A 24,738-nucleotide genomic window follows, 5' to 3' on the forward strand; every position below is an offset into this window, starting at 1 on the left:
CCCCCGCATTCACGCGTGCGCCGGTGCCGGTCGGCGGGCGTGTTCAGCCTTGGCGGCGGCCGAGGAGCCGCTCGATCTCCCGCCGGTCGCGCTTGGTGGGCCGCCCGGCGCCGCGCTCGCGCCGGGCGATCGGAAGCAGGGCCGCGCGCGGGGGCGGCGGCGGGCTGTGGTCGGTGTAGCACTCGACGGCGACGGGAGCGCCGACCCGCTTGCGTACGACGCGTCGCACCTCGACGATCCGCTCCCGTCCGGCAAGGCGGACACGCACGCGGTCACCGGGCCGTACGGCGGCGGCCGGTTTGACGCGCTCGTCGTTGACCCGGACGTGACCGGCCCGGCAGGCGGCCGTGGCCAGCGAGCGGGTCTTCACCAGCCGTACCGACCAGATCCACACATCGACCCGTACGGTCTCCTGATCCGCCGCCATGGGACAGACCCTACCCGGGTCGGCGGGAGCGGTGCCGAAACCGTCGTTTCGGCACCGCGTGAACCGGGCATCACGCATTACTCGCCGTCGCCCTGGGTAGTCAGGCGGACATGCGCACCGCCATTTTGGACGTCGGGTCCAATGCTGCCCATCTGAAGGTCGTTGACCTGATCGCAGGCGGTCCGATCCGGACGGTCGCGTCCGCCAAGGAACCGACCCGGCTGGCCGGGGCGATCACCGCCGGTGGCCGGATCGGCCACGCGGCGGTCGACCGGGTGGTGGCATCGGTGGGCATGATGGCACACGAGGCCGCGCGCGTCGGCGCCGTCGAGTTGATCCCCTTCGTGACGTCCGCGATCCGCGACGCCGCCAACCGGGAGGAGATCCTCGGGCGCGTCGCCGCCGAGACGGGCGTCACGCTGGGGTTCCTGGCCGGTCAGGACGAGGCGCGGCTGACGTTCGTGGCCGTACGCGCGTGGTACGGCTGGTCGGTCGGGCCGATCGTGCTGGCGGACATCGGCGGCGGCTCCATGGAGATCGCCACCGGGGACGGCGCCGAGGCGGACACCGCGCTGTCGATGCCGCTGGGCGCCGGCCGGCTCACGCGGGACCACCTGCCGTGCGATCCTCCGCGTGGCAAGCAGGTCGGGCGGCTTCGCGCGCACGTCGCGGACCGGCTGGCCGCCTACGGCGTCGACCGGCTGACCGAGGGGTCGTCCGACCACCATGCGGTCGCCACCTCGAAGATCTTCAGTCAGCTCGCCAAGCTCTCCGGTGGGGCGACGGCGGACGGCCGCCAGGTGCTGGAGCGGGCGGCGCTTCGCCACCGGATCCCCCGCCTGGCCAGGCTGACGAGCGAAGAATGCGCCCGGCTCCGGGGCGTCTCGCGGACCCGCGCCCGCCACATCCTCGCCGGCGCCATCGTCGCCGACGAGATCATGAGCGCACTCGGCCTGAGCCGTCTGGAGATCTGTCCCTGGGCGTTGCGCGAGGGCATCGCGCTGCGCAGGCTGCACCGGCTCGAGGCCGGGCTCGATCGGACGGACGACATCGCGCATCTCGTACGGCCGCTCCGCGTCGACCGGCCGCGCCTGCGCTTTGTCGAGGACACCGGCGCCTGCCGGGCGATCTGACCGACCACGGCCGGCACGGCCCCCCGCGTGACCGACCCGGACCGATCCATCGACCTCCGCCATCCGCAGCCGCCGACACGCGCCCCGGCCCGACGTGTGACCGGCCCGGACCGATCCATCGACCTCCGCCATCGGCAGCCGCCGACGCGCGCCCCGGCGCGCACGGCACCGCGACCGGGAGGCCACCGGGCTCCCGGCGGTGAACAGGACGAGGGCCCCGCCGGGACGTCGCCCGGCAGGGCCCTCGATGTGTGTACCGGTGTGCGGGTCGCCTCTCGGCGAAAGGCACAACGCGGCTCCAGCCGAACGGTAATCCGCGAAGGCGATAGATGAGGCCCGGGGACACCAGGCACACCGGCCACGAAGGGTGTAACCGTTCCCTCCAGGCTGTTTGTTCCCGTCGGCTCCCACGAATTTCGCCGGGCGGGTCCCGCCGGGGATACAGGCTCGGCCGGATGGTCACAGGGCGATGGCCGCTCCGCGCTGCACGACCCGCACCTTGTCGTCCAACCCGCGCCGGCGCGCCTCGGCGTCGAAGTCCGCCAGCGGGGACGTGATGGTGCGCAGCCCACGGGCCTCGCCGAAGCCCTGGGGTCTCAGCCACCGAGCGGCGTGGCGGGTGGTGACGACCGGCAGGTCCTTGTCGAGGTTCCGTCGCGCCACCCGGTCCCAGTGATCCCCGTGCAGGTGGGACAGACGGAGCACGGCCGACCCTCGCAGGGTCATGGCCCCGCCCGCGTCCTGGGAGCACGAGCGGGGCCCACATGTCAGGGCAGGTCGGTACGCGGAGTGGCGAACACCATCCGGCCGCAGGTCTGGGACTGCGCGGCGCACTCGGTGCTGGACCATTCGGTCTGTCCCCAGACCATGCCGGTGGCGTAGTTGTACGTCAGTCCCTCGGGATGCCAGGCCCAGCACTGGTGGGCCGTGCTGCCGGACAGACTGCACGAGGCCGCGCCGCCGCCCGACGTCGTCTGGCGCCAGATCCCGCCGCGGGCGTCCAGCCAGCTGTGCGAGACGTACCAGACCCCGCCGTAGGACAGGACTCCCTGGACGTCGCCGACGTAGCTCCGGTAGGAAGCGGTGACCGGGACGGTCCCCGATGTCGCGCTGAGCAGGTAGCCACTGCCGAGGGGGTATCGCAGCAGGCGCCCGTGCAGGTTCGGGGTGTCATGACCGAAGTACTCTCCGGCGACCAGCGTGTCGGGGCTCGTGCTGCGGTCGAGGGAGATCGAGGAGAGGCAGGCCGTGGTGGTGTCGTTCGTGAAGGCACGGGTGCCGTTGCCGACCCAGTCGGCGGCGCTGTTCCCGGCCGTGCCGTCGCCGTCGTTGTCGGCGACGGTGTACGACGGGTAGGTGCCGTCGGCGAACATCGTGCACGTGCCGCCGGAGTAGGTGTAGTAGCCGATCTGCGGCATCACGTACTGGTAGCCGTAGGCGGCGTAGCCGCTGCTCGTCTTGCCGATCGCGGACGATGAGTCGGTGGCCCGCAGGATGTTCGCCATGCTGAAGACGCGGATGGCGGTCGAGGTGTTGCCGACGGCGGTGACGAACAGCTTGTCGCCGTACCAGACCATGCCGCCGACGTGCGCCTTGGCGGCCGTGAAGTCGGTGCCCGTCGCGTTGGGCACCACGAGGTAGACCCATCGATAGGCGGGCGCGGCCGAGTTCGTGTAGTCGACGAACGCCACGCGGGCGTCGTTGTAGCGGCCGGAGATCAGGCTCTGCCAGCCCGAGAGGATCACCTTGTACGCGCCCCAGGCGCCATCGTCATCGGCGTCGCCGGAGGTGGTGATGCCCTGGGGGTGCCAGGCGTCGGTGGTGTCGTCGCCGGTGTCCCAGCACAGGGCGGTGGTCGCCGCCGGGGCGACCGGGCGAGCGGCGGACTCGGCGGCGGAGCAGTTCGCGGAGGTGAGCGGATGGTTGACGCTCGCCATCACCGCGGCGAACGTCGTCTCGGTCCCCATGGTGGTCTGCAGCGCGTCGGCGGCGCTCGAGGTGTCGTGCCAGACGAGCGACTGGCGTTGGCCGCTCAGCGCGGTGAGCGGACTGGCGTAGGAGGTGCCGTCGGTCGCGCCGTCGTCAGGCGAGGCCAGAGCCGATCTCATCGGAAGGAGTCCGGTCAGTGCGACGAGCAGGACGGTCAGGATGCGAGCGATCACATCCTCATCAGAACATGTGATCTTCTAACTATCATTAGTGGTTTTACGCAATCTCTTGCTCGAATGATTGTTAACTAATCATTAGTAAGCGTTAGAACGCGGGTCCGCGATCCGGGTCCGTCGCTGCGGGCTTCTCCGGGCAACAGCAGGAGCGCCACCGCGGGCAGGCCGGCGACGAGGGCCATCCCGATCGCCGCCGTGGTGATGTGCCCCTGCCCCAGCAGCGGCGTCACCAGCGCCGCGCCGATCGGCGGCGTGGCCTGCATCAGCGTCCGCAGCGTGCCGAACACCCGGCCGCGCAGCCGCGCGGGCACGCGCTCCATCCGCAGCGACTGCGCCCACACGGTCATCGGCACGCCGCACAGCCCGATCAGCAGGAAGCCGGCCGCCACCGTGACCCGGTCGGGTACGGCGAGCACGGCGAGGAATCCGGTGGCCGCGGCGATCTGGGCCACCGCGATGGCCTTCACCCGGTCCCGCCCCGGCCGCCAGGCCCCGGCGAGGACGCCGCCGAGGAGTTCGCCGGCCGACAGCGCCGCCAGCAGGAGCGCGAGCATGCCCGCCCCGCCCGGCAGCCGGTCCTTGGCCAGCCACGGTCCGGTCACCAGGACCAGGGCCCCTTCGGCCACGTTGAACGCCATGAACGCGAGCGTGGTGACGACCAGCACCCGGTCCCGTACCAGCCAGGTCGTCCCCCGGACGCCGTCGCGGATCGCCGCCGGCACCTCGGTGCAGATCTCCCGCAGGCGGCGCTCGGTCGCCGCCTCAGCGGGCGCGGCGTCGACGGGGTCCCGGTGCGGACCCAACGGACGCCGGACCGCGCGGACCGCCACCGCGAACAGCAGGTACGACGCCGCGTCCAGGGCCAGGACGTTCGGGGCGCCCATCGCCGCGACCAGGGTTCCGGCGAGCGCGTATCCGACGATGCCGGAGACGGCGTAGCCGACCGACTCGAGCGCGTTCGCGGCGTCGAGCCCGGCCGTGTCCACCAGGTCGGGAATCGCGGCGGGCACGCCGGCCATGGGCACCATCTTCAGCAGGCCGTACACGGCCGCCACCGCGAACGGCAGCCAGGACGGCATCCGCCCGGCAGCGGCCGTGATCGGCACCGACGCCACGACGACACCCCGGATCACGCTGTCGGCGGCCAGCACCGTGCGCTTGTCGAAGCGGTCGAGCAGCGGGCCCGCCACCAGGCCGCCCACGAAGACCGGGGCCGTGGCGCACACCGCGAGCAGCCCGAGCAGCGCGGTGCCGTACCGGTCGAGCACCAGCCAGGATAGGGCGACCAGGGTCATCCCGTCACCGACGGTCGACAGGGACGCTCCGAGCCAGAGCCTGCGGAAGTCCCGCCCGGCCAGAACGGCCGCGTAGTCACGCACGTACATCCTCCCGATCGCCCGTCCGAAATCACATGGCCGGCTTCTGCGCAGCCGAGGCCGCCGCCCACAGGTGCTGGACGGCGTAGGAGCGCCACGGACGCCAGCGCCTCGCGGCCTCGTCTGCGCCGGTTCCCGGCGCTCCGAGCAGGTCGAGGGCCCGGCGGACGCACGGATCGGCGGGAGGCAGAACGTCGGGGTCGCCGAGGCCGCGTGCCCGGATGTGGGCGGCCGTCCACGGATCGATGCCCGGGACCGCCCGGAGCAGGCGTTCGGTCTCCTCCCGATCCGCGCCCGGGTCGAGGACGATCGCCCCTGCGGCCAGGCGCTCCGCCAGGCGCGCCACGACGCCACCGAGGCGGTCCGGCGGGACCGGGCCCGCTGCGGCGAGCGCGTCCGGGCCGGGGAAGACGTGGGTCACGGCACCCACCGGCGTGGGCAGGGGGTGCCCGACCCGCCGGACCAGGCGGGCGGCGAGATCCCGGGCCGCCGCCACTCCGGCGCGCCGTTCGATGACCGCGCGGACGGCGAGTTCGGCGGCGTCGGTGTGGCCCGGCACGCGCCGGCCGGGCGCGGCGGCGACCAGCGGAGCCAGCAGCGGATCCGCGCCGAGGACGTCCGCCACCTCCCACGGGTCGGTGTCCAGGTCCAGGAGCCGACGGCAGCGCGTGACCGCGGCGGACAGGTCCCGGAGGTCCTCCAGGCGCAGTTCGCAGCGCACGTGGAGCCCGTCGCCGCCGTCGCGCAGGGTGACGACGCCGGTGCCGCGGGGAAGGCCGAGCGACCTGCGAAAGAAGCCGTCACCCGCCTCCTCCACCCCGGCCACGGCCCGCTCGGCCAGCAGGCCGAACACCTCGGCGAGGTCCAGCGGCGAACGGTAGGCCAGGCGGAGGTCGATCGCGCCTGGGACGGGCGCCCCTCCTCCGGCGGCCCGCGCCGTCCGCAGAGCCGTCGGAGTCGTCCCGTACGCCTGCCGCACCACATGGTTGAACTGCCGGATGCCGCCGAACCCGGCGGCGAACGCCACATCGCTGACCGGCAGATCCGTGCGTTCGAGAAGGAGCCGGGCCGTCTGCGCCCGCTGCGCCCGGGCGAGCGCCTGCGGCCCCGCGCCGACCTCGGCGACGAGCAGGCGATGCAGCTGGCGTTCGCTGTAGCCGAGCCGGGCGGCGAGCCCCGAGACCCCCTCCCGGTCGACCAGGCCGTCGGCGATCAGCCGCATGGCCCGGCCCGCCAGGTCCGCGCGGACGTTCCACTCCGGGGAGCCGGGGGCGGCGTCCGGCCGGCAGCGCTTGCAGGCGCGGAAACCCGCCTGCTGCGCGGCGACCGCCGAGGGATAGAACCGGACGTTCTCCCGCTTCGGCATCACCGCGGGGCAGCTCGGCCGGCAGTAGACCCCGGTCGTCACCACGGCCACGAAGATCCGGCCGTCGAACCGGCGGTCCCGGCTGTTGAGCAGCGCGTACGCCTCCTCCTCGTCGATCACGTCGTCAACTCTGGCGGGTCTCCGGGCCGGCCCGCCAGCGACGATCGGACGTCGACATCCCGGCCCGACGCCGGTCACGGGGATCCGTGGCCGATCGCCACCGGCGACTCGTCAGCGAGTACGGCAGCCGCTGATCGAGCTCGCACGACGCGCGGGTCACGTCGTCATGGCGGCGGGCGCGGCCGGCCGGAGCCCGGCGAACAGGTCGTCCTCGGGCAGCCGGACCTCGACCTGGGAGCGGGCGAGGTGGTAGTCCTCGGTCGGCCACACCTCGCGTTCGAGGTCGCGGGGATGGGCGAAGAACGGGCCGTCCGGGTCGCTCTGCGTGGCGTGCGCGAGCAGTGCCCGATCCCGTACGGCGAAATACTCGGCGCAGGTCACGCGGGTGGTGATCTCCAGTTTCGGCGCCGTGTCGGGCCACTCGTCCAGGACCGCTCCCATCGCCGAGGCGATCCCCCGTGCGGTCATCGCGTCGTGCAGCGTCTGGAACCACCCCCGGGAGAACGCCGCCTGGTAGTACAGCTTGCGCGGCTGCCAGGGTGCGCCCTCCTCGGGATACCGGTCCGGGTCGCCGGCGGCGTCGAACGCCGCCACGGTCACCTCGTGCGTCTTGATGTGATCGGGGTGCGGGTAGCCGCCGGTCTCGTCGTACGTGATGACGACGTGCGGCCGGAACTCGCGGATGAGGCGGACGAGCGGGCGTACGGCGTCCTCGATCGGCTGCCGGGCGAAGCAGCCGTCGGGCAGGGGCTCGCCGTCCGCCGGCAGGCCGGAGTCGACGAAGCCGAGGAACCGCTGCCGTACGCCGAGCACCTTCCGCGCGGCGGTCATCTCGGCGCGCCGCAGCTCGGCGATGTTCCGCCGTACCTCGGGCCGGTCCAGTCGCGGGTTGAGCACGTCGCCGCGCTCCCCGCCGGTGCAGGTGGCGACGAGGACGTCGACGCCTTCGGCGGCGTAGCGGGCGAGCGTCGCGGCGCCCTTGCTGGACTCGTCGTCGGGGTGGGCGTGCACGGTCAGCAGCCGGGGTGTCTCGTCCGGGGTGATGCGTAGGTTCACCTGTCTCCTCGAAGGTCGGCGGGCCCGCATCTGGTGCGGGCCCGCGGTCAGGGGGTGCGGCCGGTGGCCGCCGGGTTCATCGGGTGACGCGCATGTTCATGTGCGCTCCTCTCGGCGTCGGGTCGGCGCTCATCGGGTGACGCGCAGGTTCACGGCGCTCCTCTCGTGGCGTCGGGTCATGGCGTGCGGCACTCATCGGGTGACACGCATGTTCACGTGCGCTCCTCTCTGATGGCAGGGGTACGGGGCTTGGCGGAGAAGAACAGGGCGGGGATGATCGACAGCGCCGTCAGGCCGAGGGCCCAGGCGAAGGTGTCGCCGTACGCCGCGGCGGGGTTCGCCGGGTGATGGCCGAGCCGGCTCTGCAGGATGAGGGCGAAGACGGCCGTGCCGATCGAGCCGCCGACGCGGTTGACGACGTTGAGGGCGCCGGCCGCGCGGGGCGCTTCGTGCCGTTCGACGCTGCCGTACACCGCCGCCATCCCCGGCGCCATGATCGTGCCGATCCCGACACCGCGGACGAGCAGCGACAGGATGAGCAGCGGGCCGGCGGGGTCGGTCCCGAGCCGGGTGAACACCACGGTCCCGGTGAGGGCGAGGCCGATTCCGGCGAGGACGACGCCGCGGGCGCCGATCCGGTCGGACAGCCGCCCGGCGAAGAACGACGCCAGAGCGGTGCCGAGGGCCTGCGGGGCCAGGAAGAACCCGGCCTCGATCGCGCTCGCGTGCCGGGCCTGCTGGTCGTAGAGCGGCAGGAGGAGCATCGAGCTGTACAGGGACGCGCCGAGCAGGAAGGAGTTCGACGTGGCGGCGGCGAAGCCGCGCCGCGCGAACAGCCGCAGGTCGACGAGCGGGGTGACCCGGCGGCGCAGGGCGTGTGTCCCGTACGCCGTCAGCAGCGCCGCCGCGCCGGTGAGGGCGGCGACGACGCGTCCGGTGCCGAAGCCGCCGGTGCCGCCGGCCGCCGCGAACCCGTAGACGAGGGCGGCCAGCCCTGGTGAGAGCAGGGCCAGGCCCAGCACGTCCAACGGGGCGCGGGTGGCGGTGTGCGGGGTGTCCTTCGACAGGACGCGTGACGCCAGCAGCAGTGCGATCGCGCCGATCGGCAGGTTGACGTAGAACATCCAGCGCCAGTCGAGGTCGGCGACGATGAGGCCGCCGAGAACGGGCCCGATGACCGGTGCGAAGGACACCGGGATGATCAGGATGCTCATCACCCGGCCGATCCGGGACGGACCGGCCGCCTGGGCCATGATCGACTGCCCGATCGGCTGCATCATGCCTCCGCCGATGCCCTGAAGGACCCGGAAGGTGATCAGCGCCGACGTCGACCAGGCGAGGCCGCACAGCGCCGAGCCGGCGACGAAGAGCCCCACGGAGATCATCCACATCCTCGTGCCGCCGAAGCGGTCGGTCATCCAGCCCGAGAGCGGCATCACCATGGAGATCGCCAGCAGGTATCCCGTGGACACCCATTGCACGGCCGAGAGCCCGCCGTGCAGGTCACGGGCGATCGCGTCGATGCCGACGTTCACGATCGTCGCGTCGAGCCCGGCAAGGATCGCCCCGAGGGTCAGGACCGCGCCCATGCGCAGCAACGCCGGGTCGAGCGGCTCCGGGCGGGCGGCGCGCGCCTCCGCCGCCGTCGTCGTCTTCGTGCCGGTCACCGGCGCGCGCTGGATCAGCATGCATCCCCTCCAAAGGAGTTCACTATGTCGGACCTAACTTTAGGCGCGACCGATGAATAGGTCAAACCTAAAATTAGGTCGAGCACACTCAAACGCCTAGGATGGGCTCATGGGCACTGACACGCTGGGTCTGCGGGAGCTGAAGAAGAGACGGACCCGCCAGGAGATCTCGAACGTCGCGACGCGGATGTTCATCGAGCGGGGCTTCGACGAGGTGACGATCGCGGAGGTGGCGGAGGCCGCCGGCGTGGCGAAGATGACCGTGACGAACCACTTCCCGCGCAAGGAGGACCTCGTCCTCGACCTGCACGAGGAGATCGTCGCCGCCCCGGCCCGCGCGGTCGCCGAACGGGCCGCCGGCCAGTCCGCCCTCGCCGCACTGCACCAGAACTACTTCGCGGACCTGGCGCGACACGACGCGATGATCGGCTTCTCCGGCCCGGAGTTCGCCCGCATGATCACGGGAAGTCCCGCGCTGCGCGCCCGGCTGCGCGAACTCCAGGAGCAGCGCGAGGACGCCCTCGCCGAAACGCTCGCCGCCGAGACCGGCGCGGCGCCGGACGACATCATGCCCCGGGCGGCGGCCGCGCAGCTGACCGCCGTCCACCGGGTGCTGTTCCAGGACGTGCTCCGCCGCACGCTGGCGGGTGAGGACGACGAGACGATCGCCGCCGCGCTGGGTGACGCCGCCCAGCAGGCGTTCGGCCTCCTCGAGCCGACACTGGGCGGCTACGCCGTGCGCTGACGCCGGAAATGCCCCAGCGCTTGGCGGGCTTGAGCACGCTCCGGATCCGATCGCGGAGTTCCGGACTGCCGACAGACCTCGGATGACAGGTCCGATCTCCCCGCCCACCACGGCAACGAATTCACACACAGGTCAGGAAAACGCGGAAGTCCGGGCCGATGGCGGTCAGTAAGGATCCTTGACCAACTACTAAATAGATCCTATGTTTTGGCCAGCCTCCAGACCTTACGGCCCACGGCGAAGGAGTCCCCCGCATGCCCCGCCGCCGCCTGTCGGCCGCCCTCCTCGGGCTGGCCCTCCTCACCGGATCCACCGCCCTGGCGATCACCGAATCCATGACCGCCCCCGCCCACGCGCTGGACGACGGGCTGGCCCGGACCCCGCCGATGGGCTTCAACGACTGGAACTCCTTCGGCTGCAACGTCGACGAGAAGCTCATCACGGACACCGCTGACTACTTCGTCAGCTCCGGTCTCAAGGACGCCGGCTACACGTACGTCAACATCGACGACTGCTGGGCCGCGCACGACCGCGACCCGCAGACCGGACGTCTCGTGCCGAACCCGCAGACCTTCCCGCACGGCATCAAGTGGGTCGCCGACTACGTCCACGCCAAGGGCCTGAAGCTCGGCATCTACACCAGCGCCGGCACGCAGACCTGCGCCAAGACCATGCCGGGCGCCCTGGACCACGAGGAGGTCGACGCGCAGACCTTCGCCGACTGGGGCGTGGACTACCTCAAGTACGACAACTGCAACAACCAGGACCGGCCGGCGCTCGAGCGGTACACGAAGATGCGCGACGCGCTGAAGAAGACCGGCCGGCCGATCGTGTTCAGCATCTGCGAGTGGGGCCAGAACAAGCCCTGGGAGTGGGGCAAGGACGTCGGCCATCTGTGGCGCACGACCGGCGACATCAGCGACAGCTGGCCCTCCCTGCTGAGCATCTTCAAGCAGAACGTGCCGCTCGCGCCGTACGCCGGTCCGGGGCACTGGAACGACCCGGACATGCTGGAGGTGGGCAATGGCGGGATGACCGCCCGGGAGTACCGCTCGCACTTCAGCCTCTGGTCGATCATGGCGGCGCCGCTCCTCATCGGCACCGACCTGCGCAAGGCCACCCCGGAGACGCTGAGCATCCTCACGAACAAGGACGTCATCGCCGTCGACCAGGACCCGCTCGGTACGCAGGGCACGGTCCTGGCCAGTGACAACGGCCACTGGGTCCTCGCCAAGCCGCTGAAGAACGGCGACGTCGCCGTCACGCTGTTCAACGAGACCGACACGACGGCGACCTTCGGCACGACGGCGAGCGCCCTCGGCCTGCCGAAGCGGCCCGCGTACGTCCTGCGCGACCTGTGGACCCACAAGGACGCCGAGACCGCCGGGACCGTCTCCGGGGTCGTTCCGGCGCACGGCACCGTGATGTACCGCGTCCGGCGGGACTCCCGGGCCTGGGCGTTCCAGCCGCCCGCGGCCGCCTTCGGGCTGGACCTGCCCTCCGCGGTCACCGGCATCTCCGGCACCATCACCCCGGCCGGGCGCGCCTTCACCGCCGACGTCACGACGACGAACCTCGGCCGCGCGCCGATGCTGAACGCCCGGCCCTCCCTCGGCCTGCCCACCGGCTGGAAGGCCGAGCCGGTCGGCCGTACCGGCGCCGCGATCCTGCGCACCGGCGCGACGCTGAAGAGCCGCTGGCGCGTGACCCCACCGGCGTCCGAGCCGCCGGGCGCCCGGTCGCTCACCGCGCGCCTGTCGTACGGCCTGCCAGGGACGCGGCTGTCACTCGCCGAGGACCTGGTCGTGCCCAAGCCGGTGCCCGGCGGGACGACCGACCTGGGCGCGGACGACTGGGCCACGGCCCATAACGGGTACGGGCCGGTCGAGCACAACATGTCCAACGGGGGCGCCAAGCCCGGCGACGGCAAGCCGCTCACGATCAACGGCACGGTATACGCCAAGGGCCTGGGCACCCACGCGCCCGCCGAGATCGTGTACTACCTGAACGGCCGGTGCACCTCCCTCACCGCCGACGTGGGCGTGGACGACGAGCGCGACCCCCGGCCGGTGGCGGGTCAGAGCACCGTGACGTTCGAGATCTGGGCCGACGGCACGAAGGTCGCCGACAGCGGGCTGCGGACCTGGCAGGACGGTGCCTTCCACCTGTCCAGCGGGCTGACCGGCGCGTCGTACCTGCGGATCGTCACCACCATCGGCGGCGACACCAACAGCTACGACCGCGGTGACTGGGCGATTCCCGTGCTCACCTGCGGGAGCTGACATGAGCGACGAGACGACACGCGGCGACGGCGGCCTGTCGCCGCAGACCACCCGCAGGGACGGCGGCCCGTCGCGGCGGCGGTCCCCCCGCGAGAACGACGGCAGGTTGTCGCGGCGCAGCTTCTTCGGCACGACGGCGGCGGCGTCGGCCGGGGCGGTGCTGACCTCGGCCCCGGTCCCCGGCCCGGCCACCCCGGCCACCGACGACGGCGCCGTCGACATCGCGGTCACGGTGAACGGCAAGGCCGAGAAGCTCCACGTCGACCCCCGCGTGACGCTCCTGGACGCGCTGCGCGAGCGGCTCGGCCTGACCGGTACGAAGAAGGGCTGCGACCGGGGGCAGTGCGGGGCGTGCACGGTGCACGTCGACGGCCGGCGCGTCCTGTCCTGCCTCACCCTCGCGGCGACGGCCGACGGCCGGAAGGTCACCACGATCGAGGGCCTGGCGCGCGGCGACGACCTGCACCCGGTGCAGCGGGCGTTCGTCGAGTGCGACGGGTTCCAGTGCGGGTTCTGCACGTCCGGCCAGATCATGTCGGCGGTCGCCCTCCTGAAGGAGGGCGACGCCCGAAGCGACGAGGAGATCCGCGAGGCGATGTCCGGGAACATCTGCCGCTGCGGCGCCTACCCCGGCATCGTCGAGGCGATCAAGAAGGCGCGGGAGGCGGACTGATGCGCGCGTTCGATTTCACCGCCGCCCGTACGCTGCCGGAGGCGCTGCGGCTCGCGGGGCCCGGCTCGGCGTTCCTCGCCGGCGGCACGACACTGGTCGACCTGATGAAACTCGACGTGCTGGCGCCGGGACAGGTCATCGACATCAACCGCCTGCCGCTGCACGGGATCAGTCGGGACGCTCTGCGCATCGGCGCGCTCGAGCGGATGAGCGACGTCGCCCGGCATCCCAGGGTGTACCCGGTGATCGCCGAGGCGCTCGCGCTCAGCGCGTCCCCGCAGCTGCGCAACATGGCGAGCATCGGCGGCAACCTGCTGCAGCGCACCCGCTGCGGCTACTTCCGCGACGTCCACTCGGCCTGCAACCGGCGGCAGCCGGGCAGCGGCTGCGCGGCGCTGACCGGGGACAACCGCACGCACGCCATCCTGGGCACCAGTGACGCGTGCGTCGCCACCCATCCGAGCGACCTGGCCGTGGCGCTCGTCGCGCTGGACGCCTCGGTGCACCTGGTGAGCCGCGCCGGCGAGCGCCTGGTCCGGCTCACCGCCTTCTACCGGCCGCCGGGCGATACTCCTCAGGTCGAGAACGACCTGCGGCCCGGCGAGCTGATCACCGAGGTGGTCGTGCCGCGCCTTCCGTGGGCCCGTCACTCGACCTACGTCAAGGTACGGGACCGGAGTTCGTACGAGTTCGCGCTCGCCTCGGCCGCCGTGGCGCTCGACGTGCGCGGCGGCGTGATCCGCGAGGCGCGGGTCGCGGCGGGCGGCGTCGGCACCGTGCCGTGGCGACTGCCCGCCGTCGAGGCGGCATTGCGGGGGAAACCGCCGACGCGGGCCGTCTTCGAGGCGGCCGCCGCCCCGGCCGCCGACGGCGCACGACCGCTGCCGGGCAACGCGTTCAAGGTGACGCTGCTGAAGCGCACGATCGTCCGCGCCCTCACGAGCCTGGAGGGACGGTCATGACGGACCGGGTCGACGGGCGGCTCAAGGTCACCGGCGGCGCGGCGTACGCCGCCGACAACCGGCTCGACCGCCTCGCGTACGGCTACCTCGTCACCAGCACGGTCGCGCGCGGCACGATCGTGAGCATGGACACGGCCGCCGCGTCGAAGGCGCCCGGCGTCCTCGCGGTGTACACGCCGTTCGAGCCGCTGAAGCTGTACCGCTACACCAAGGAGCAGAACGACGAGCTCACCCCGCCGTTGCAGGACGCGAACGTCCGCTACTTCGGCCAGGCGATCGGCCTCGTCGTGGCCGAGACGTTCGAGCAGGCCCGGGACGCGGCGTCGCTGATCCAGGTCCGGTACGACGCGCGGACGCCCGCCGCCTCCTTCCACGACGGCCTCGCCTCGGCGGCGGACCCACCGAGCGGGTCACCGGTGTCCGAGGTGCTCGCGCCGGGCGTCGGCTCCATCGACGACGCCCTGGGCGCGAGCGAGGTCACGATCTCGGCGACGTACACCGCGTCGATGCAGAACCACAACGCGATGGAGCCGCACCCGACCGTCGCGGCCTGGGACGGCGACCACGTGACCCTCTACACGGCGACGCAGGGCGTCATTCTGGTCGTCGACCGGATCGCGGAGGCGCTCGGCATCGACAAGGCCAAGATCCATGTCCGCAACCCGTACGTCGGCGGCGGCTTCGGCAACAAGTGGGGCATCTGGGCGCACACGCCGCTGACCGCCGCCGCGTCCCGGGCGCTGGGCCGCCCGGTGAAGACCGTCCTCACGCGCGAGCAGACGTTCACCGTGGTCGGGCACCGGCCCGCCTCGCAGCAGACCGTGTCGCTCGGCGCGCGGAAGGACGGCACGCTCACCGCGATCAAGAACGATGGCGTCTCCAGCAAGTCGGCGTCGAACACTTTCTACGAGCCCGTCGCCAACCTGTGCCTGTCGCTGTACGCCTCGCCCAACATCCACGTGAGCCGGAAGGTCGTCACGCTGGACGTGCCGGTCACCACGATCATGCGGGCGCCGCAGGAGGCGAACGGCTCCTTCGCGCTGGAGAGCGCGATGGACGAGCTCGCGGTCAAGCTCGGCATGGACCCCCTGGAGCTGCGCCGCAAGAACGACTCCCCCGTCGTGCCGAGCAGCGGGGTGCCGTGGTCCAGCAAGCACCTCGACGAGTGCTACCGGATCGGCGCGGAGCGGTTCGGCTGGTCGCGGCGGAATCCGACGCCGGGCGCGGTCACCGACGGCGACCAACTCGTCGGCCTGGGCATGGCGACGGCGACGTACGGCGCGTCGCGCGCACAGGCGTCGGTCAAGGTACGGCTGCTGGCGGACGGCACCGCCGTGGTGTCCGGCACGGGGGCCGACCTCGGCACCGGACAGTCCACCGTGTGGGCGATCCTCGCCGCCGAGTCCCTCGGCATCCCGGTCGGGCGGATCCGGCCCGACCTCGGCGACTCCGCCGCACCGGTCGCCGCGAACGCCGGCGGCTCCGGCTCCACCTCCACGAACGGCCCGGCCGTCCAGCTCGCGACGGACGCCGCCAAGACCGCCATGATCACCTTGGCCGTCCAGGACGAGCGGTCCCCGTTCCACGGCATGAACGCCGGCGACGTCCGGTTCGAGGACGGGAGGCTGACGGCCGGGAGCCTGTCCGTGCCGTTCGGGTCGCTGCTGACCTCGCTGGACGTCCCCGGCGTCGAGGCGACCGCGACGTCGCCGAAGAACGGGGACAAGGCCCACGGCTTCCGGTCGTTCGGCGCGCACTTCTGCGAGGTGCGCGTGAACGCCTGGACCGGCGAGCCGCGCGTCTCCCGCTGGGTGACCGTCCTCGACGCCGGCCGGATCGTCAACGAGAAGACCGCGCACAATCAGATCGTCGGCGGCGTCGTCATGGGCATCGGGCACGCCCTCCTCGAGGAGACCCGGCTGGAGCCGGCCACCGGGCGGATCGCCAACGCCGACCTCGCGTCGTACCTCGTCCCGGTCAACGCCGACATCCCGCCGATCGACGTGCACTTCCTCGACTACCCCGACACGCTGCTCAGCCCGCTCGGCGCCCGCGGCATCGGGGAGTTCGGCATCGTCGGGGCCGCCGGCGCCGTCGCCAACGCGGTCTACAACGCCACCGGCAAGCGAATCCGCGACCTGCCGATCACCTTGGAGAAGCTGCTCACCTGAGCGCGGCGCGGTCGACGTCGGGGATCCAGACGCGCTCGTCGCCGGGGTCGGGAACGGAGGGAACGGGAAGCGCGGCGAGGAGTCTCCGCAGCCGCGGATCGCGGTTCCGGCGCTGCCAGGCGATGGACCACACGTGTAGCGGCACCGGTCCCGCGATCGGGATCTGCCGCCTGCGCGGGTCGTGCGGCATGTCCATGCCCGCCTCGCCGAGCACCACGGCGCGCGTCTCCCGCCGCATCTGCTCCCCGTAGTCCCGGACTCCGATCGCGAGCTCGGTGAACCGGACGGGGACGCCGAGCTCGTCACGGAGCCGGAGGAGATAGCCGCGCGATTCCTCGGAGCCGCCGGGGTCGGGCATCGCGATCCCCGCCTCCCGGAGGTCGGGCAGCCGCAGGACGGATCGGCCGGCGAGCGGATGCGCCTCGTCGACGAAGGCGTGCAGGGGCTCGATGTGCACGGGACGGTGGTCGAGCTCGGCGGGCCAGGGCCGGCCGAGGTCGTGCACCCGGCCGAACGCCGCGTCCAGTTCGCCGCCCAGCAGGGCCGGCAGCGCGGTCGCCAGTCCCTGCCGCATCGTGGGCTCCACGCGCAGGCCCGGAGTCCGCTCGACGGCCTCCCGCAGGATCCGCAGCGGCGTGAAGCGCTCAGCGAACACCTCGACCCGCAGCGGCGCGGACGTGTCGCGGACGGCGGCGACGGCGGTGTCGAACGCGGCGACGGCGTCCCGGGCGAGCGGCAGGAACCGCCGACCGGCCGGCGTCAGCGCGACCCGGCGCGTCGTGCGGTCGAACAGCGGCACTGCCAGGGCGTTCTCCAGCCGGCGAATGCGCTTGGACAGCGCCTGCTGGGTCAGGAAGAGCCACGCGGCGGCCCGGCCGAAGTGCAGCTCCTCCGCCGTGACGACGAACGCCCGCATCCCCTGGAGATCGGGTTCCATGCGAAAAGCCTCAATCAACAACCGTCGGTTGTCAAAGCCGCGTGTGAAGTTGTTGGACGTCGCGTCCGAGCCGCCGCTTACCTGACTCCATGACCCTTCAGATGCTCTTCGAACCGGCCTCGCGTACCGCCGAGGCGCCCCCCGCGCCGCCGATGGGCGACCCGGTCTTCCAGCGGCTGCTGCGCGAGCGCATCATCGTCCTCGGCCAGGAGGTCGACGACGAGATCGCCAACCGGATCTGCGCCGAGATGCTGCTCCTGTCGGCCGAGGACCGGAACCGCGACATCCACCTCTACATCAACTCGCCCGGCGGCTCGGTGACGGCCGGTCTGGCGATCTACGACATCATGGAGTTCATCCCGAACGACGTGGCGACGCTGTCGATGGGCTTCACCGCGTCGATGGGGCAGTTCCTGCTGTGCGCGGGTACGCCCGGCAAGCGCTACGCCCTCCCCCACACCAGCATCCTCATGCACCAGCCGTCCGGCGGGATCCGGGGTGTGGCCGCCGACATCCGGATCCAGGCCGAGCACATGCGCGCCGTCAAGCGCCTCATGCTGGACCGCATCGCCCACCACACGGGGCAGCCGGTCGAGCGCATCGAGGCCGATTCCGACCGCGACCGCTACTTCACCGCCGAGGAGGCCCGCGCGTACGGCTTCGTCGACCACGTCGTACGCTCCGCCGACCAGGTGCTCCCCCGATGACCGTGGTCACCAGGCCGGTCGCGTACGGGCACGGCTCCGCCGCGCTCGAAGGCGTCCTCATCGTCGACGAGGCGATCCCGGCCCCGGCGCCCACGGTGCTCGTCTGCCACGGGGCAGAAGGCATGAGCGACGCGCTGATCGAGTTCGGCAAGCGCATCGTGCCCTGGGGATATCAGGCGTTCGCCATGGACCTGTTCGGCAAAGGCGTGAGCGCGTCGACGCCGGAGGAGTTCGACGCGCTCATGCGGCCCTTCCTGGAGGACCGCGGGATGCTCGCGGACCGGCTGGCCACCGTGGTGTCCGTCGTCGCCGGGCTGCCCGAGGTGGATCCCGCCCGGCTCGCGGCCGTCGGGTTCTGCTTCGGCGGGCTGTGCGTGCTCGACATGGCCCGGACCGGCGCGGCCGTCACGGGTGTCGCGGCCTTCCACGGCGTCCTCACGCCTCCGCAGAACCGGCCCGTACGGCCGATCGACTGCAAGATCGCCGTCTACCACGGCTGGGAGGACCCGTTCGCGAAACCGGACGACGTCGTGGCGCTGGCGGCCGAGCTCACCGAGGCCGGCGCCGACTGGCGGATCGAGGCGTTCGGGCACGCGAAGCACGCGTTCATGGCGCCGTACGCGAACAGCCCCGAGCTCGGGATCCAGTACGACGCCCGGACCGCCCGGCGCGCCTGGTCGGCGCTGGAGGGCTTCCTCGCCGAGTGCCTGGCGGAGGAGGGCACCGGTCACCGGTAGCGGCCGAAGCCGTCGTCGACGGGCGCGGGGCGGGATGGCAGGCCTTCGGCGAGACGATCCCCGCGCCGGCGTCCACGACGCTGGGATCCGGCTCTTGCGTGTCAGCGGCGGCGGCCGATGGCGCGGGCGAGTCTCGGCGCGAGGGTTCCGGCAAGGACGAGCGTCACGGGAACGACGATGTCCGTCCAGGGGTCGCGAATCGGCTTGTAGGTGGCCGTTCCTTCCTTGATCTCGATGAAGCCGAGGGGCTTGGTGCGGGCGCCGCCGCCCCCTCCGCCGCCCTGGCCGGTCTTGGCGGGTCCGGTCTCGCGCCCCGCGCCGCCGCCGAAGCCGTAAACGGCCCGTGCCACCGGGATCACGGTCACGCCGTCGCCGACGATGGGTTCGCCGAAGACGGTGGTCACCGACGCCTTGCCGCCGAGCCGGTCGGCCAGTCGCTCCAGCAGGGTCCTGACCGCGTCGGCGGTCTCGCTCGCCTTGACGGCGGCTTCGGGGGTGCTTTCGATATCGGTCATTGCGGTCCTGCCTGGTCGGAGTGCTCGCGGATGGCGGTGCCGAGGATGTGGGTCGCCGCCGGGGACGGGATCCTGCTGGCCGGGAAGGGGAAACGGTCCACTGCGGAGAGGGTGAAGCCGGCGGCGGTGATGGCCGATTGGGTGTCGCGGCCGGTGTGGCACCCTCCGCACAGCCGGGGCCAGACGGTCGCGTCCACGAGGCGCTGGACGCGGCGCATGGCGGGTGAGTCGGCCTGCACGTGCTCGAAGAAACGCAGTTGCCCACCGGGCCGCAGCACGCGGTAGAGCTCGGTGAGAGCGGCTCCCGGGTCGGCGATCGAGCACAGGGTCAGGCAGACCACGGCCGCGTCGAAAGAGCCGTCGGCGGTCGGGAGCTGCTCGGCGCGGCCGTTGACGACCTCGACCTGTACCGGCGCGGCGCGCGCGGCCTCCTGCGCGAGGACGCGCAACTGCGGCTCGGGCTCGATGGCGACCACTCGCCTCACCTCGGCCGGGTAGTGCGGGAAGTTCAGGCCGTTGCCCGCGCCGATCTCGATCACCTCCCCGGACAGCCCGGCCAGGAGGCGCTTGCGGTGTTCGGCGACGCCCGCCTTGTCCAGGGCGGGTCCGGCGACCTTCGCGTAGAACCAGGCGAAGATCGGGTGCCGGGTACTGCCCGATGCCATGGCGCTCACCGTCCTCCTCTATCCAGCGTCCCGGGCTACCCATGGTGACCCAGCGAGCGCCGGCCGCGCAGCCCCGCCGCGTGGTCACACGTGGCCGCCTGTCACAGGTAGAGGCCGAACCCCTCATCCGTGGGCGCGGGGCGGGACGGCAGGTCCTCGGCGCACAGGGTGACGAGGTCGGTCCGCGAGGGCCGGTCGAGGCCGGTGACGCGCTGCGCCTGGCGGGCGACGGCGGCGTCGAGCAGGTTGCGCATGAACCGTCCGTTGCCGAACGACGGACCGCGCGCCGTACGGCGGAGCAGGGCCCGCAGCGCGTCGCCGACCTCCGGCGCGAGGACGAAGCCGTCGTCGGCGGCGAGCCGTTCGAACACGGCGCACAGCTCGTCGTCGGTGTAGCCGGCGAAGTGCAGCTGCTTGGGGAACCGGGAGTCCAGTCCGGGGTTGGCGGTCAGGAAGTCCGCCATCTCCTGCTCGTAGCCGGCGACGATGACGACGAGGTCGTCCCGGTCGTCCTCCATGAGCTTGACCAGCTCGGCGACGGCCTCGAGGCCGAAGTCGCTCTTGAACGACGGCTGGGTGAGCGTGTAGGCCTCGTCGATGAAGAGCACGCCTCCCATCGCCCGCTCGACCAGCCGGCGGGTCCGCGGGGCCGTCTGGCCGATGTACTCGCCCACGAGGTGCGCGCGGGACGCCTCGACCAGGTGGCCGGAGGACAGCACCCCGAGCTTCTTGTAGATCCGGGCCAGCAGCCGGGCCACCATGGTCTTGCCCGTACCGGGATCGCCGGTGAACACCATGTGCCGCGTCGGAGCGATACCGCCCAGTCCCTGCTCCGCGCGCAGCTTCTCGGCGCGCGTCATCGCGATGAGGAGCCCGATCTCCCGTTTGATCGTCACCAGGCCGGTGAGGCCTTGCAGTGCGGCGAGCGGGTCGTCGTCGGCGCCCGAGGCGTCGAACGCGCGGGGGACGTCGGCTCGCTTGACGACCAGCTCGGCGTCCGGCTCCGTACGGCCTCGTACGGACTCGATCGCACGGTCCGCCAGATGTGCCACGAGGCGGGCGTTGCGGAGCGTCTGCGTCGGCGGCGTCGCGGCGAGCAACTCCCCGGCGGCGTCGCGGGCGCGTTTGTACGTCCGCGCGCCGCGCCGGCGCATCTCGCGGTCGAACAGCTCGGCGTACCCGTCGGCCGTGAACGGCCGGGTCCGGGCGACGCGGAACCGGTTCAGCAGGGCCGGGTCGGCGTCGCGGATCCGCTCCACCCCCACCTCGCCGCAGAGCGCGATCAGGTGGAGGTCCTCGTACACCGCCAGCAGCCGGTGCAGCTCGCTGATCAACGCCGGGCCGTTGCCGACCTCGGTGGCGAACTCGTCCAGGCCATCGATGACCAGCAGCCGATCCCCGGCACAGTCGCGGACGTCGGCGTGCAGCTTGGCGGCGGCCTCGAAGAGGGGCTTGCCCGCGAACAGGTTGTGCGTGAGCCAGAGCGGATCCCGGGCAAGCTCCAGCGCCTTCGCCAGCTCCTGCACGGCGAGACGCCGGCCGGTGCCCTCCGGCCCGGCCACGAGCAGGCGTACGGTCGAGTCCCCGCCGGTGGTCTCCTGGAGCAGTGCGGTCAGCTCGGGCTGGCCGACGAGTCCGGTGGCCACGCCGGGAGGTGCGGAGGCCTCCTCGGCACGTACGGGCTTCTCCTTCCGGGCGGTCGCGAGCTTCGTGGCGAGCGGGTTGACGACGCGGCGGCGAGGGGCGTACAGACGCCGCAGGTCGCGCTGGAACTGATCGATCGGCGTGTAGTCCGGACCGCTGCGCTGCGGCTCACCGGGCAGGCCCTGCACGCAGGCCACGAACCGGGTCGCCATGTCGAGCCAGGCACGGCAGGCGTCGGCCGCGCCCTCGACCAGCGCCTCGTCGAGCCAGATCCTGACCTCCTCCTGCCACGCGCCGGCCCGGAAACCGTCGCGATGCCGCCAGAAACGCGCCCGTACCTCCTTGTAGAGGTCCTCGCCGAGCACGACGGACAGCTCCACGGGCACGCGGTCCAGGCCGCACTGGATCAGCAGGCGGCTCAGGTGGGTTCCCACCGACCGGGAGCGCCGCACCACGCCGGACAGGTGGTCGTGCGCCGCCTGGAGTCCGGACCACACCCATTCCAGGTAGCCGACCGGCCCGGCCAGCTCGGGCACCTCCGCGAGGATCTCGTCGTCGGCGTGCGCGGCCCAGTGCGCGCGCAGTTCGCTCTTGGACAGGTTCACATCGCAGTCCGGCGGGTCGTCGTACAGCCGGAGCAGCGCGTGCCGCCTGCCTTCGAACGGCTCGATCCCCTCGAGCACGGCGAGGCTGTCACGGGCGAGCTCGATCGCGAGTTCGCGGTCCGGTACATCGATCAGCCAGTCGACCGGTGGCCGCCAGAAGTTCGTCGAGGTGTGCCACTTGGTGTTCAGCTCGGTCAGCGGCGCCGGATTGCTGAGCTGCCGGGCGAGCAGGCGTTCGTGCAGCTGGCAGCGGTTACCCGCCCGGATCGCGCTCACTCCGGGCAGGAAGGCGATGATCTGGTACAGGTCCGCGGCGACCAGCGAGGCGGGCAGCGTCAGCAACTTGTGGGCGTCGGTGGTCAGGTCCGCGCACCGCGGGTCGGCGAGGAGCCCATCGATCCGATCGGCGATCTCCTCGAAGAGCCCATCGGGCACGCGCCACGGGCCGTACGAGTAGACGTCGAGGACCGGCTCGTCGGTGAGCAGTAGTTCCAGATGCTCTGGCAGCCGCACCACAATCCCCCATCGACCCGTGGAAACCGGACAGCAGCCTACGGTGGGTCGATCATGAATGGGGCCGGTGTCCGACCCTGGGTGCAGGATGGTGCCATGTGTAGAAGCATCAAGACGCTGCGGCCGCCGGCCACCGACGACGTCACCGAAGAGGACATCCGCGCGGCGGCGCTGCAGTACATCCGGAAGGTGTCCGGGTTCCGGCGCCCGGCAGCGCACAACCAGGCCGTCTTCGACCAGGCCGTCGAAGAGGTGACCCGGGCGACCGCCGCGTTGCTCGCCACCTTGGAGGTCAGGGGCGCGCGGACCGGCTCCTGACCCCCGCCGGTCGTTCGGCCCCCATGCGAACGCTCAGATCCGCACCCTGGCGCGCGGCCTCACGCCCCTGGCCGGCATGGACACCCGCGTTCGCCCCTGACCCCGCCGCCGCTCGATCGTCGCGGACGCGGGCGGCGACGTCGGTGGCCGCGCGGACGAAGGCCGCGAGCGCGCGTGACGTGCTGCGCTCAGGCCAGGCGAGTACGAGGGTCGCCGGCGCCGCGTCGGCCACGGGCACGCAGACGAGGTCGCGGCGCATGAGGCGGCGAGCGGACTCCGGGACCACGGCGACGACGCGGCCGAGGACGATGAGCTGCATCAGCTCGGCGACGTCGCGCACCTCCGGTCCCGTGGCGTCGTCGCCGACCTTGCCCGGCCAGCGAGGCAGCGTCTCGCCCGCCAGGTCCGCGGTGCGCAGGCTCCCCCGGCGGGCCAGCGGGTGATCGGCCGGGAGCACCGCCACCTGGTCTTCGACCAGCAGTTCCTCGGTGTCGAACCCGCTGAGGTCGTGCACGGTGTGCAGGAAGGCGACGTCGGCGCGGCCGTCGCGCAGGAGAGCCGCGCGCTCGCCCACGCCGGAGACGATCTCGGCGGGGAGCGCGTCCGGATCGGTCTCGTACGCCTTCAGGATGGCGGGCAGGAGGCCGCCGTCCCCGCCCGGCTTCATCGCGAGCACCAGCCGCCGGCCGGGACCGCCCGCGCGCCGGGTCCGGGCGGTCGCCGCCGAGACGGCCTCGAGGACCTTCCCGGCCTCACGGAGCAGGACCTCGCCCGCGGGCGTCAGCGCCACGCGCCGGCTCGTGCGCTCCACCAGCGTCACGCCGAGGCGGCGTTCGAGCTGCCGGATCGCCCGGGACAGCGGCGGCTGCGCGATGCCCAGGCGCTCGGCGGCGCGCGTGAAGTTGAGCTCCTCGGCAACCGCCACGAAGTAGGCGAATTCCCGCGTCTCGACCGGATCCATACCTGCAGAGTATTGACCGCGACCCGGCCGGTCTTGGTCTCCGGCACCGCGCCGGTGGTGGGCTGGCCACCATGACGAACGAACAGTCACACGACGGCCGGATCGCGCTGGTCACCGGCGCGAACAAGGGCATCGGGCGCGAGGTCGCCGGCCGGCTGGCCGCGCTCGGCATGACGGTGCTGGTCGGGGCGCGCGACGCCGACCGCGGCGCGGAGGCGGTCGCGGCCCTGCGCGCGGCCGGCGGCGAAGCCCACGCCGTCCGGCTCGACGTCACGGATCCGGGCACGGCCCGGGGGGCGGCCGAGCACGTCGCCGCGTCCTTCGGGCGCCTCGACGTGCTCGTCAACAACGCCGGGATCCCCGGTGCGCTCACCGCCCAGGCACCGAGCCGCGCCGACCTGACCGTCGTCCGGGAGGTCTTCGAGACCAACGTCTTCGGCGTGATCACGGTGACGGCCGCGCTGCTCCCCCTGCTCCGGCGCTCGGCCGCCGGGCGCATCGTGAACGTCAGCAGCAGCCTCGGGTCGTGCGGCCTGATGAGCACGCCCGGCACCCACCAGGCGGGGCTGCCGCCCTCCGCCGCGTACGTGCCGTCGAAATCCGCGCTGAACGCGCTGACCGTGCAGTACGCCAAGGAGCTGCGCGACACCGCGATCCTCGTCAACGCCGCCGACCCGGGCCCCTGCGCGACCGACTTCACCGCGCCGCTCGGCTACGACGTCCCGCGCACCGCCGCGGACGGCGCGACCGTCGTCGTACGGCTCGCCACGCTCGGCGCGGACGGTCCCACCGGCGGATACTTCAACGAGGCCGGCTCTCTCCCCTGGTGACGGCTCCCGGCTCGCCGGTCGACATCCGGACACCGCGCCTTCGGCCCGGCGGAGTGACGCCGTAGAGCAGCCATGATCAAGTTACCTGGGGGCAACCTGGTCACAACTGAAGATCGACATCGTCTGAGGAGGTAGAGGTTCT

General features: G+C 72.4%; 22 protein-coding genes. 10 read left to right on the forward strand and 12 right to left on the reverse strand.

Translation table 11 applies throughout. The annotated features are described in order from the left end of the window. Positions 1–43: 43 nt before the first annotated feature. A complete protein-coding gene (locus ACQP2O_RS45085) occupies positions 44–427 on the reverse strand; it encodes an RNA-binding S4 domain-containing protein (RefSeq protein ID WP_433175522.1) in 384 nt (127 codons plus the stop codon). Between the two features lie 110 nt (positions 428–537). On the opposite strand from ACQP2O_RS45085, the gene ACQP2O_RS45090 reads away from it, so the two are divergent. Beyond that, on the forward strand, positions 538–1,560 hold the full coding sequence (locus tag ACQP2O_RS45090) for a Ppx/GppA phosphatase family protein (RefSeq protein ID WP_433175524.1): 1,023 nt from the start codon (positions 538–540) through the stop codon (positions 1,558–1,560). Positions 1,561–2,019: 459 nt separating this feature from the next. Here the strand turns inward: ACQP2O_RS45090 and ACQP2O_RS45095 are convergent, their stop codons facing one another. From ACQP2O_RS45095 to ACQP2O_RS45120, 6 genes are all read right to left on the reverse strand, one after another. Next, positions 2,020–2,286: an MBL fold metallo-hydrolase gene (locus tag ACQP2O_RS45095; RefSeq protein ID WP_433175526.1), complete on the reverse strand. Its 267-nt coding sequence runs from the start codon at positions 2,284–2,286 to the stop codon at positions 2,020–2,022. A 41-nt stretch (positions 2,287–2,327) separates the two neighbouring features. Continuing rightward, on the reverse strand, positions 2,328–3,722 hold the full coding sequence (locus ACQP2O_RS45100; protein WP_433175528.1) for a hypothetical protein: 1,395 nt from the start codon (positions 3,720–3,722) through the stop codon (positions 2,328–2,330). Between the two features lie 74 nt (positions 3,723–3,796). Continuing rightward, positions 3,797–5,104, reverse strand: coding sequence for an MFS transporter (locus tag ACQP2O_RS45105; protein WP_433175530.1), 1,308 nt, complete (start codon positions 5,102–5,104; stop codon positions 3,797–3,799). Between the two features lie 28 nt (positions 5,105–5,132). Next, positions 5,133–6,587, reverse strand: a complete 1,455-nt coding sequence (locus tag ACQP2O_RS45110; RefSeq protein WP_433175532.1) for an AlkA N-terminal domain-containing protein — start codon at positions 6,585–6,587, stop codon at positions 5,133–5,135. A 156-nt stretch (positions 6,588–6,743) separates the two neighbouring features. Further along, entirely contained in the window at positions 6,744–7,673 is a 930-nt protein-coding gene (gene mca, locus ACQP2O_RS45115; RefSeq protein ID WP_433175534.1) for a mycothiol conjugate amidase Mca, read from the reverse strand. A 182-nt stretch (positions 7,674–7,855) separates the two neighbouring features. Further along, positions 7,856–9,331: an MDR family MFS transporter gene (locus ACQP2O_RS45120; protein WP_433175536.1), complete on the reverse strand. Its 1,476-nt coding sequence runs from the start codon at positions 9,329–9,331 to the stop codon at positions 7,856–7,858. A 109-nt stretch (positions 9,332–9,440) separates the two neighbouring features. On the opposite strand from ACQP2O_RS45120, the gene ACQP2O_RS45125 reads away from it, so the two are divergent. The 5 genes from ACQP2O_RS45125 (at position 9,441) to ACQP2O_RS45145 (ending at position 16,164) form a co-directional block, all read left to right on the forward strand. After that, entirely contained in the window at positions 9,441–10,076 is a 636-nt protein-coding gene (locus tag ACQP2O_RS45125; RefSeq protein WP_433175538.1) for a TetR/AcrR family transcriptional regulator, read from the forward strand. Positions 10,077–10,330: 254 nt separating this feature from the next. After that, positions 10,331–12,358 carry an NPCBM/NEW2 domain-containing protein gene (locus ACQP2O_RS45130; RefSeq protein WP_433175540.1) on the forward strand — a complete coding sequence of 676 codons (2,028 nt, stop codon included), beginning with the start codon at positions 10,331–10,333 and terminating at the stop codon, positions 12,356–12,358. A gap of 1 nt (position 12,359) precedes the next feature. Next, positions 12,360–13,031, forward strand: coding sequence for a (2Fe-2S)-binding protein (locus ACQP2O_RS45135; RefSeq protein ID WP_433175542.1), 672 nt, complete (start codon positions 12,360–12,362; stop codon positions 13,029–13,031). Beyond that, positions 13,031–13,993: an FAD binding domain-containing protein gene (locus ACQP2O_RS45140; RefSeq protein ID WP_433175544.1), complete on the forward strand. Its 963-nt coding sequence runs from the start codon at positions 13,031–13,033 to the stop codon at positions 13,991–13,993. The genes ACQP2O_RS45135 and ACQP2O_RS45140 overlap by 1 nt, the downstream gene beginning before the upstream one ends. Next, positions 13,990–16,164: a xanthine dehydrogenase family protein molybdopterin-binding subunit gene (locus ACQP2O_RS45145; protein ID WP_433175546.1), complete on the forward strand. Its 2,175-nt coding sequence runs from the start codon at positions 13,990–13,992 to the stop codon at positions 16,162–16,164. Before ACQP2O_RS45140 ends, ACQP2O_RS45145 begins: the two co-directional genes overlap by 4 nt. On the opposite strand, the gene ACQP2O_RS45150 is transcribed toward ACQP2O_RS45145, so the two are convergent. Further along, complete coding sequence (locus ACQP2O_RS45150; protein ID WP_433175547.1) at positions 16,157–17,101, reverse strand: LysR family transcriptional regulator; 945 nt, start codon at positions 17,099–17,101, stop codon at positions 16,157–16,159. The genes ACQP2O_RS45145 and ACQP2O_RS45150 overlap by 8 nt on opposite strands. 89 nt (positions 17,102–17,190) lie before the next feature. On the opposite strand from ACQP2O_RS45150, the gene ACQP2O_RS45155 reads away from it, so the two are divergent. Together ACQP2O_RS45155 and ACQP2O_RS45160 are read left to right on the forward strand one after the other, a co-directional pair. Further along, the gene (locus ACQP2O_RS45155; protein WP_433175549.1) at positions 17,191–17,808 is read left to right on the forward strand and encodes a ClpP family protease; all 618 of its coding nucleotides are present in this window, start codon (positions 17,191–17,193) and stop codon (positions 17,806–17,808) included. Beyond that, entirely contained in the window at positions 17,805–18,545 is a 741-nt protein-coding gene (locus ACQP2O_RS45160; protein ID WP_433175551.1) for a dienelactone hydrolase family protein, read from the forward strand. Before ACQP2O_RS45155 ends, ACQP2O_RS45160 begins: the two co-directional genes overlap by 4 nt. Positions 18,546–18,646: 101 nt before the next feature. Here ACQP2O_RS45160 and ACQP2O_RS45165 read toward each other — a convergent pair whose 3' ends face one another. The 3 genes from ACQP2O_RS45165 to ACQP2O_RS45175 form a co-directional block, all read right to left on the reverse strand. Then, on the reverse strand, positions 18,647–19,060 hold the full coding sequence (locus tag ACQP2O_RS45165; RefSeq protein ID WP_433175553.1) for a GerW family sporulation protein: 414 nt from the start codon (positions 19,058–19,060) through the stop codon (positions 18,647–18,649). After that, a complete protein-coding gene (locus ACQP2O_RS45170; RefSeq protein WP_433175555.1) occupies positions 19,057–19,725 on the reverse strand; it encodes a class I SAM-dependent methyltransferase in 669 nt (222 codons plus the stop codon). Before ACQP2O_RS45170 ends, ACQP2O_RS45165 begins: the two co-directional genes overlap by 4 nt. Positions 19,726–19,826: 101 nt before the next feature. Beyond that, on the reverse strand, positions 19,827–22,487 hold the full coding sequence (locus ACQP2O_RS45175; RefSeq protein ID WP_433175557.1) for an AAA family ATPase: 2,661 nt from the start codon (positions 22,485–22,487) through the stop codon (positions 19,827–19,829). Positions 22,488–22,583: 96 nt separating this feature from the next. Between ACQP2O_RS45175 and ACQP2O_RS45180 the strand changes: the two genes are divergently transcribed. Continuing rightward, positions 22,584–22,805, forward strand: a complete 222-nt coding sequence (locus ACQP2O_RS45180; RefSeq protein WP_433175559.1) for a DUF2277 domain-containing protein — start codon at positions 22,584–22,586, stop codon at positions 22,803–22,805. Here ACQP2O_RS45180 and ACQP2O_RS45185 read toward each other — a convergent pair. Next, positions 22,780–23,766, reverse strand: a complete 987-nt coding sequence (locus ACQP2O_RS45185; RefSeq protein ID WP_433175561.1) for a LysR family transcriptional regulator — start codon at positions 23,764–23,766, stop codon at positions 22,780–22,782. The two genes, ACQP2O_RS45180 and ACQP2O_RS45185, sit on opposite strands and share 26 nt — an antisense overlap. 71 nt (positions 23,767–23,837) lie before the next feature. On the opposite strand from ACQP2O_RS45185, the gene ACQP2O_RS45190 reads away from it, so the two are divergent. Next, positions 23,838–24,596, forward strand: a complete 759-nt coding sequence (locus ACQP2O_RS45190; RefSeq protein ID WP_433175563.1) for an SDR family NAD(P)-dependent oxidoreductase — start codon at positions 23,838–23,840, stop codon at positions 24,594–24,596. Positions 24,597–24,738: the final 142 nt, after the last annotated feature.

It is taken from the genome of Actinoallomurus sp. CA-150999, assembly GCF_050942425.1.
Taxonomy (GTDB): domain Bacteria; phylum Actinomycetota; class Actinomycetes; order Streptosporangiales; family Streptosporangiaceae; genus Actinoallomurus.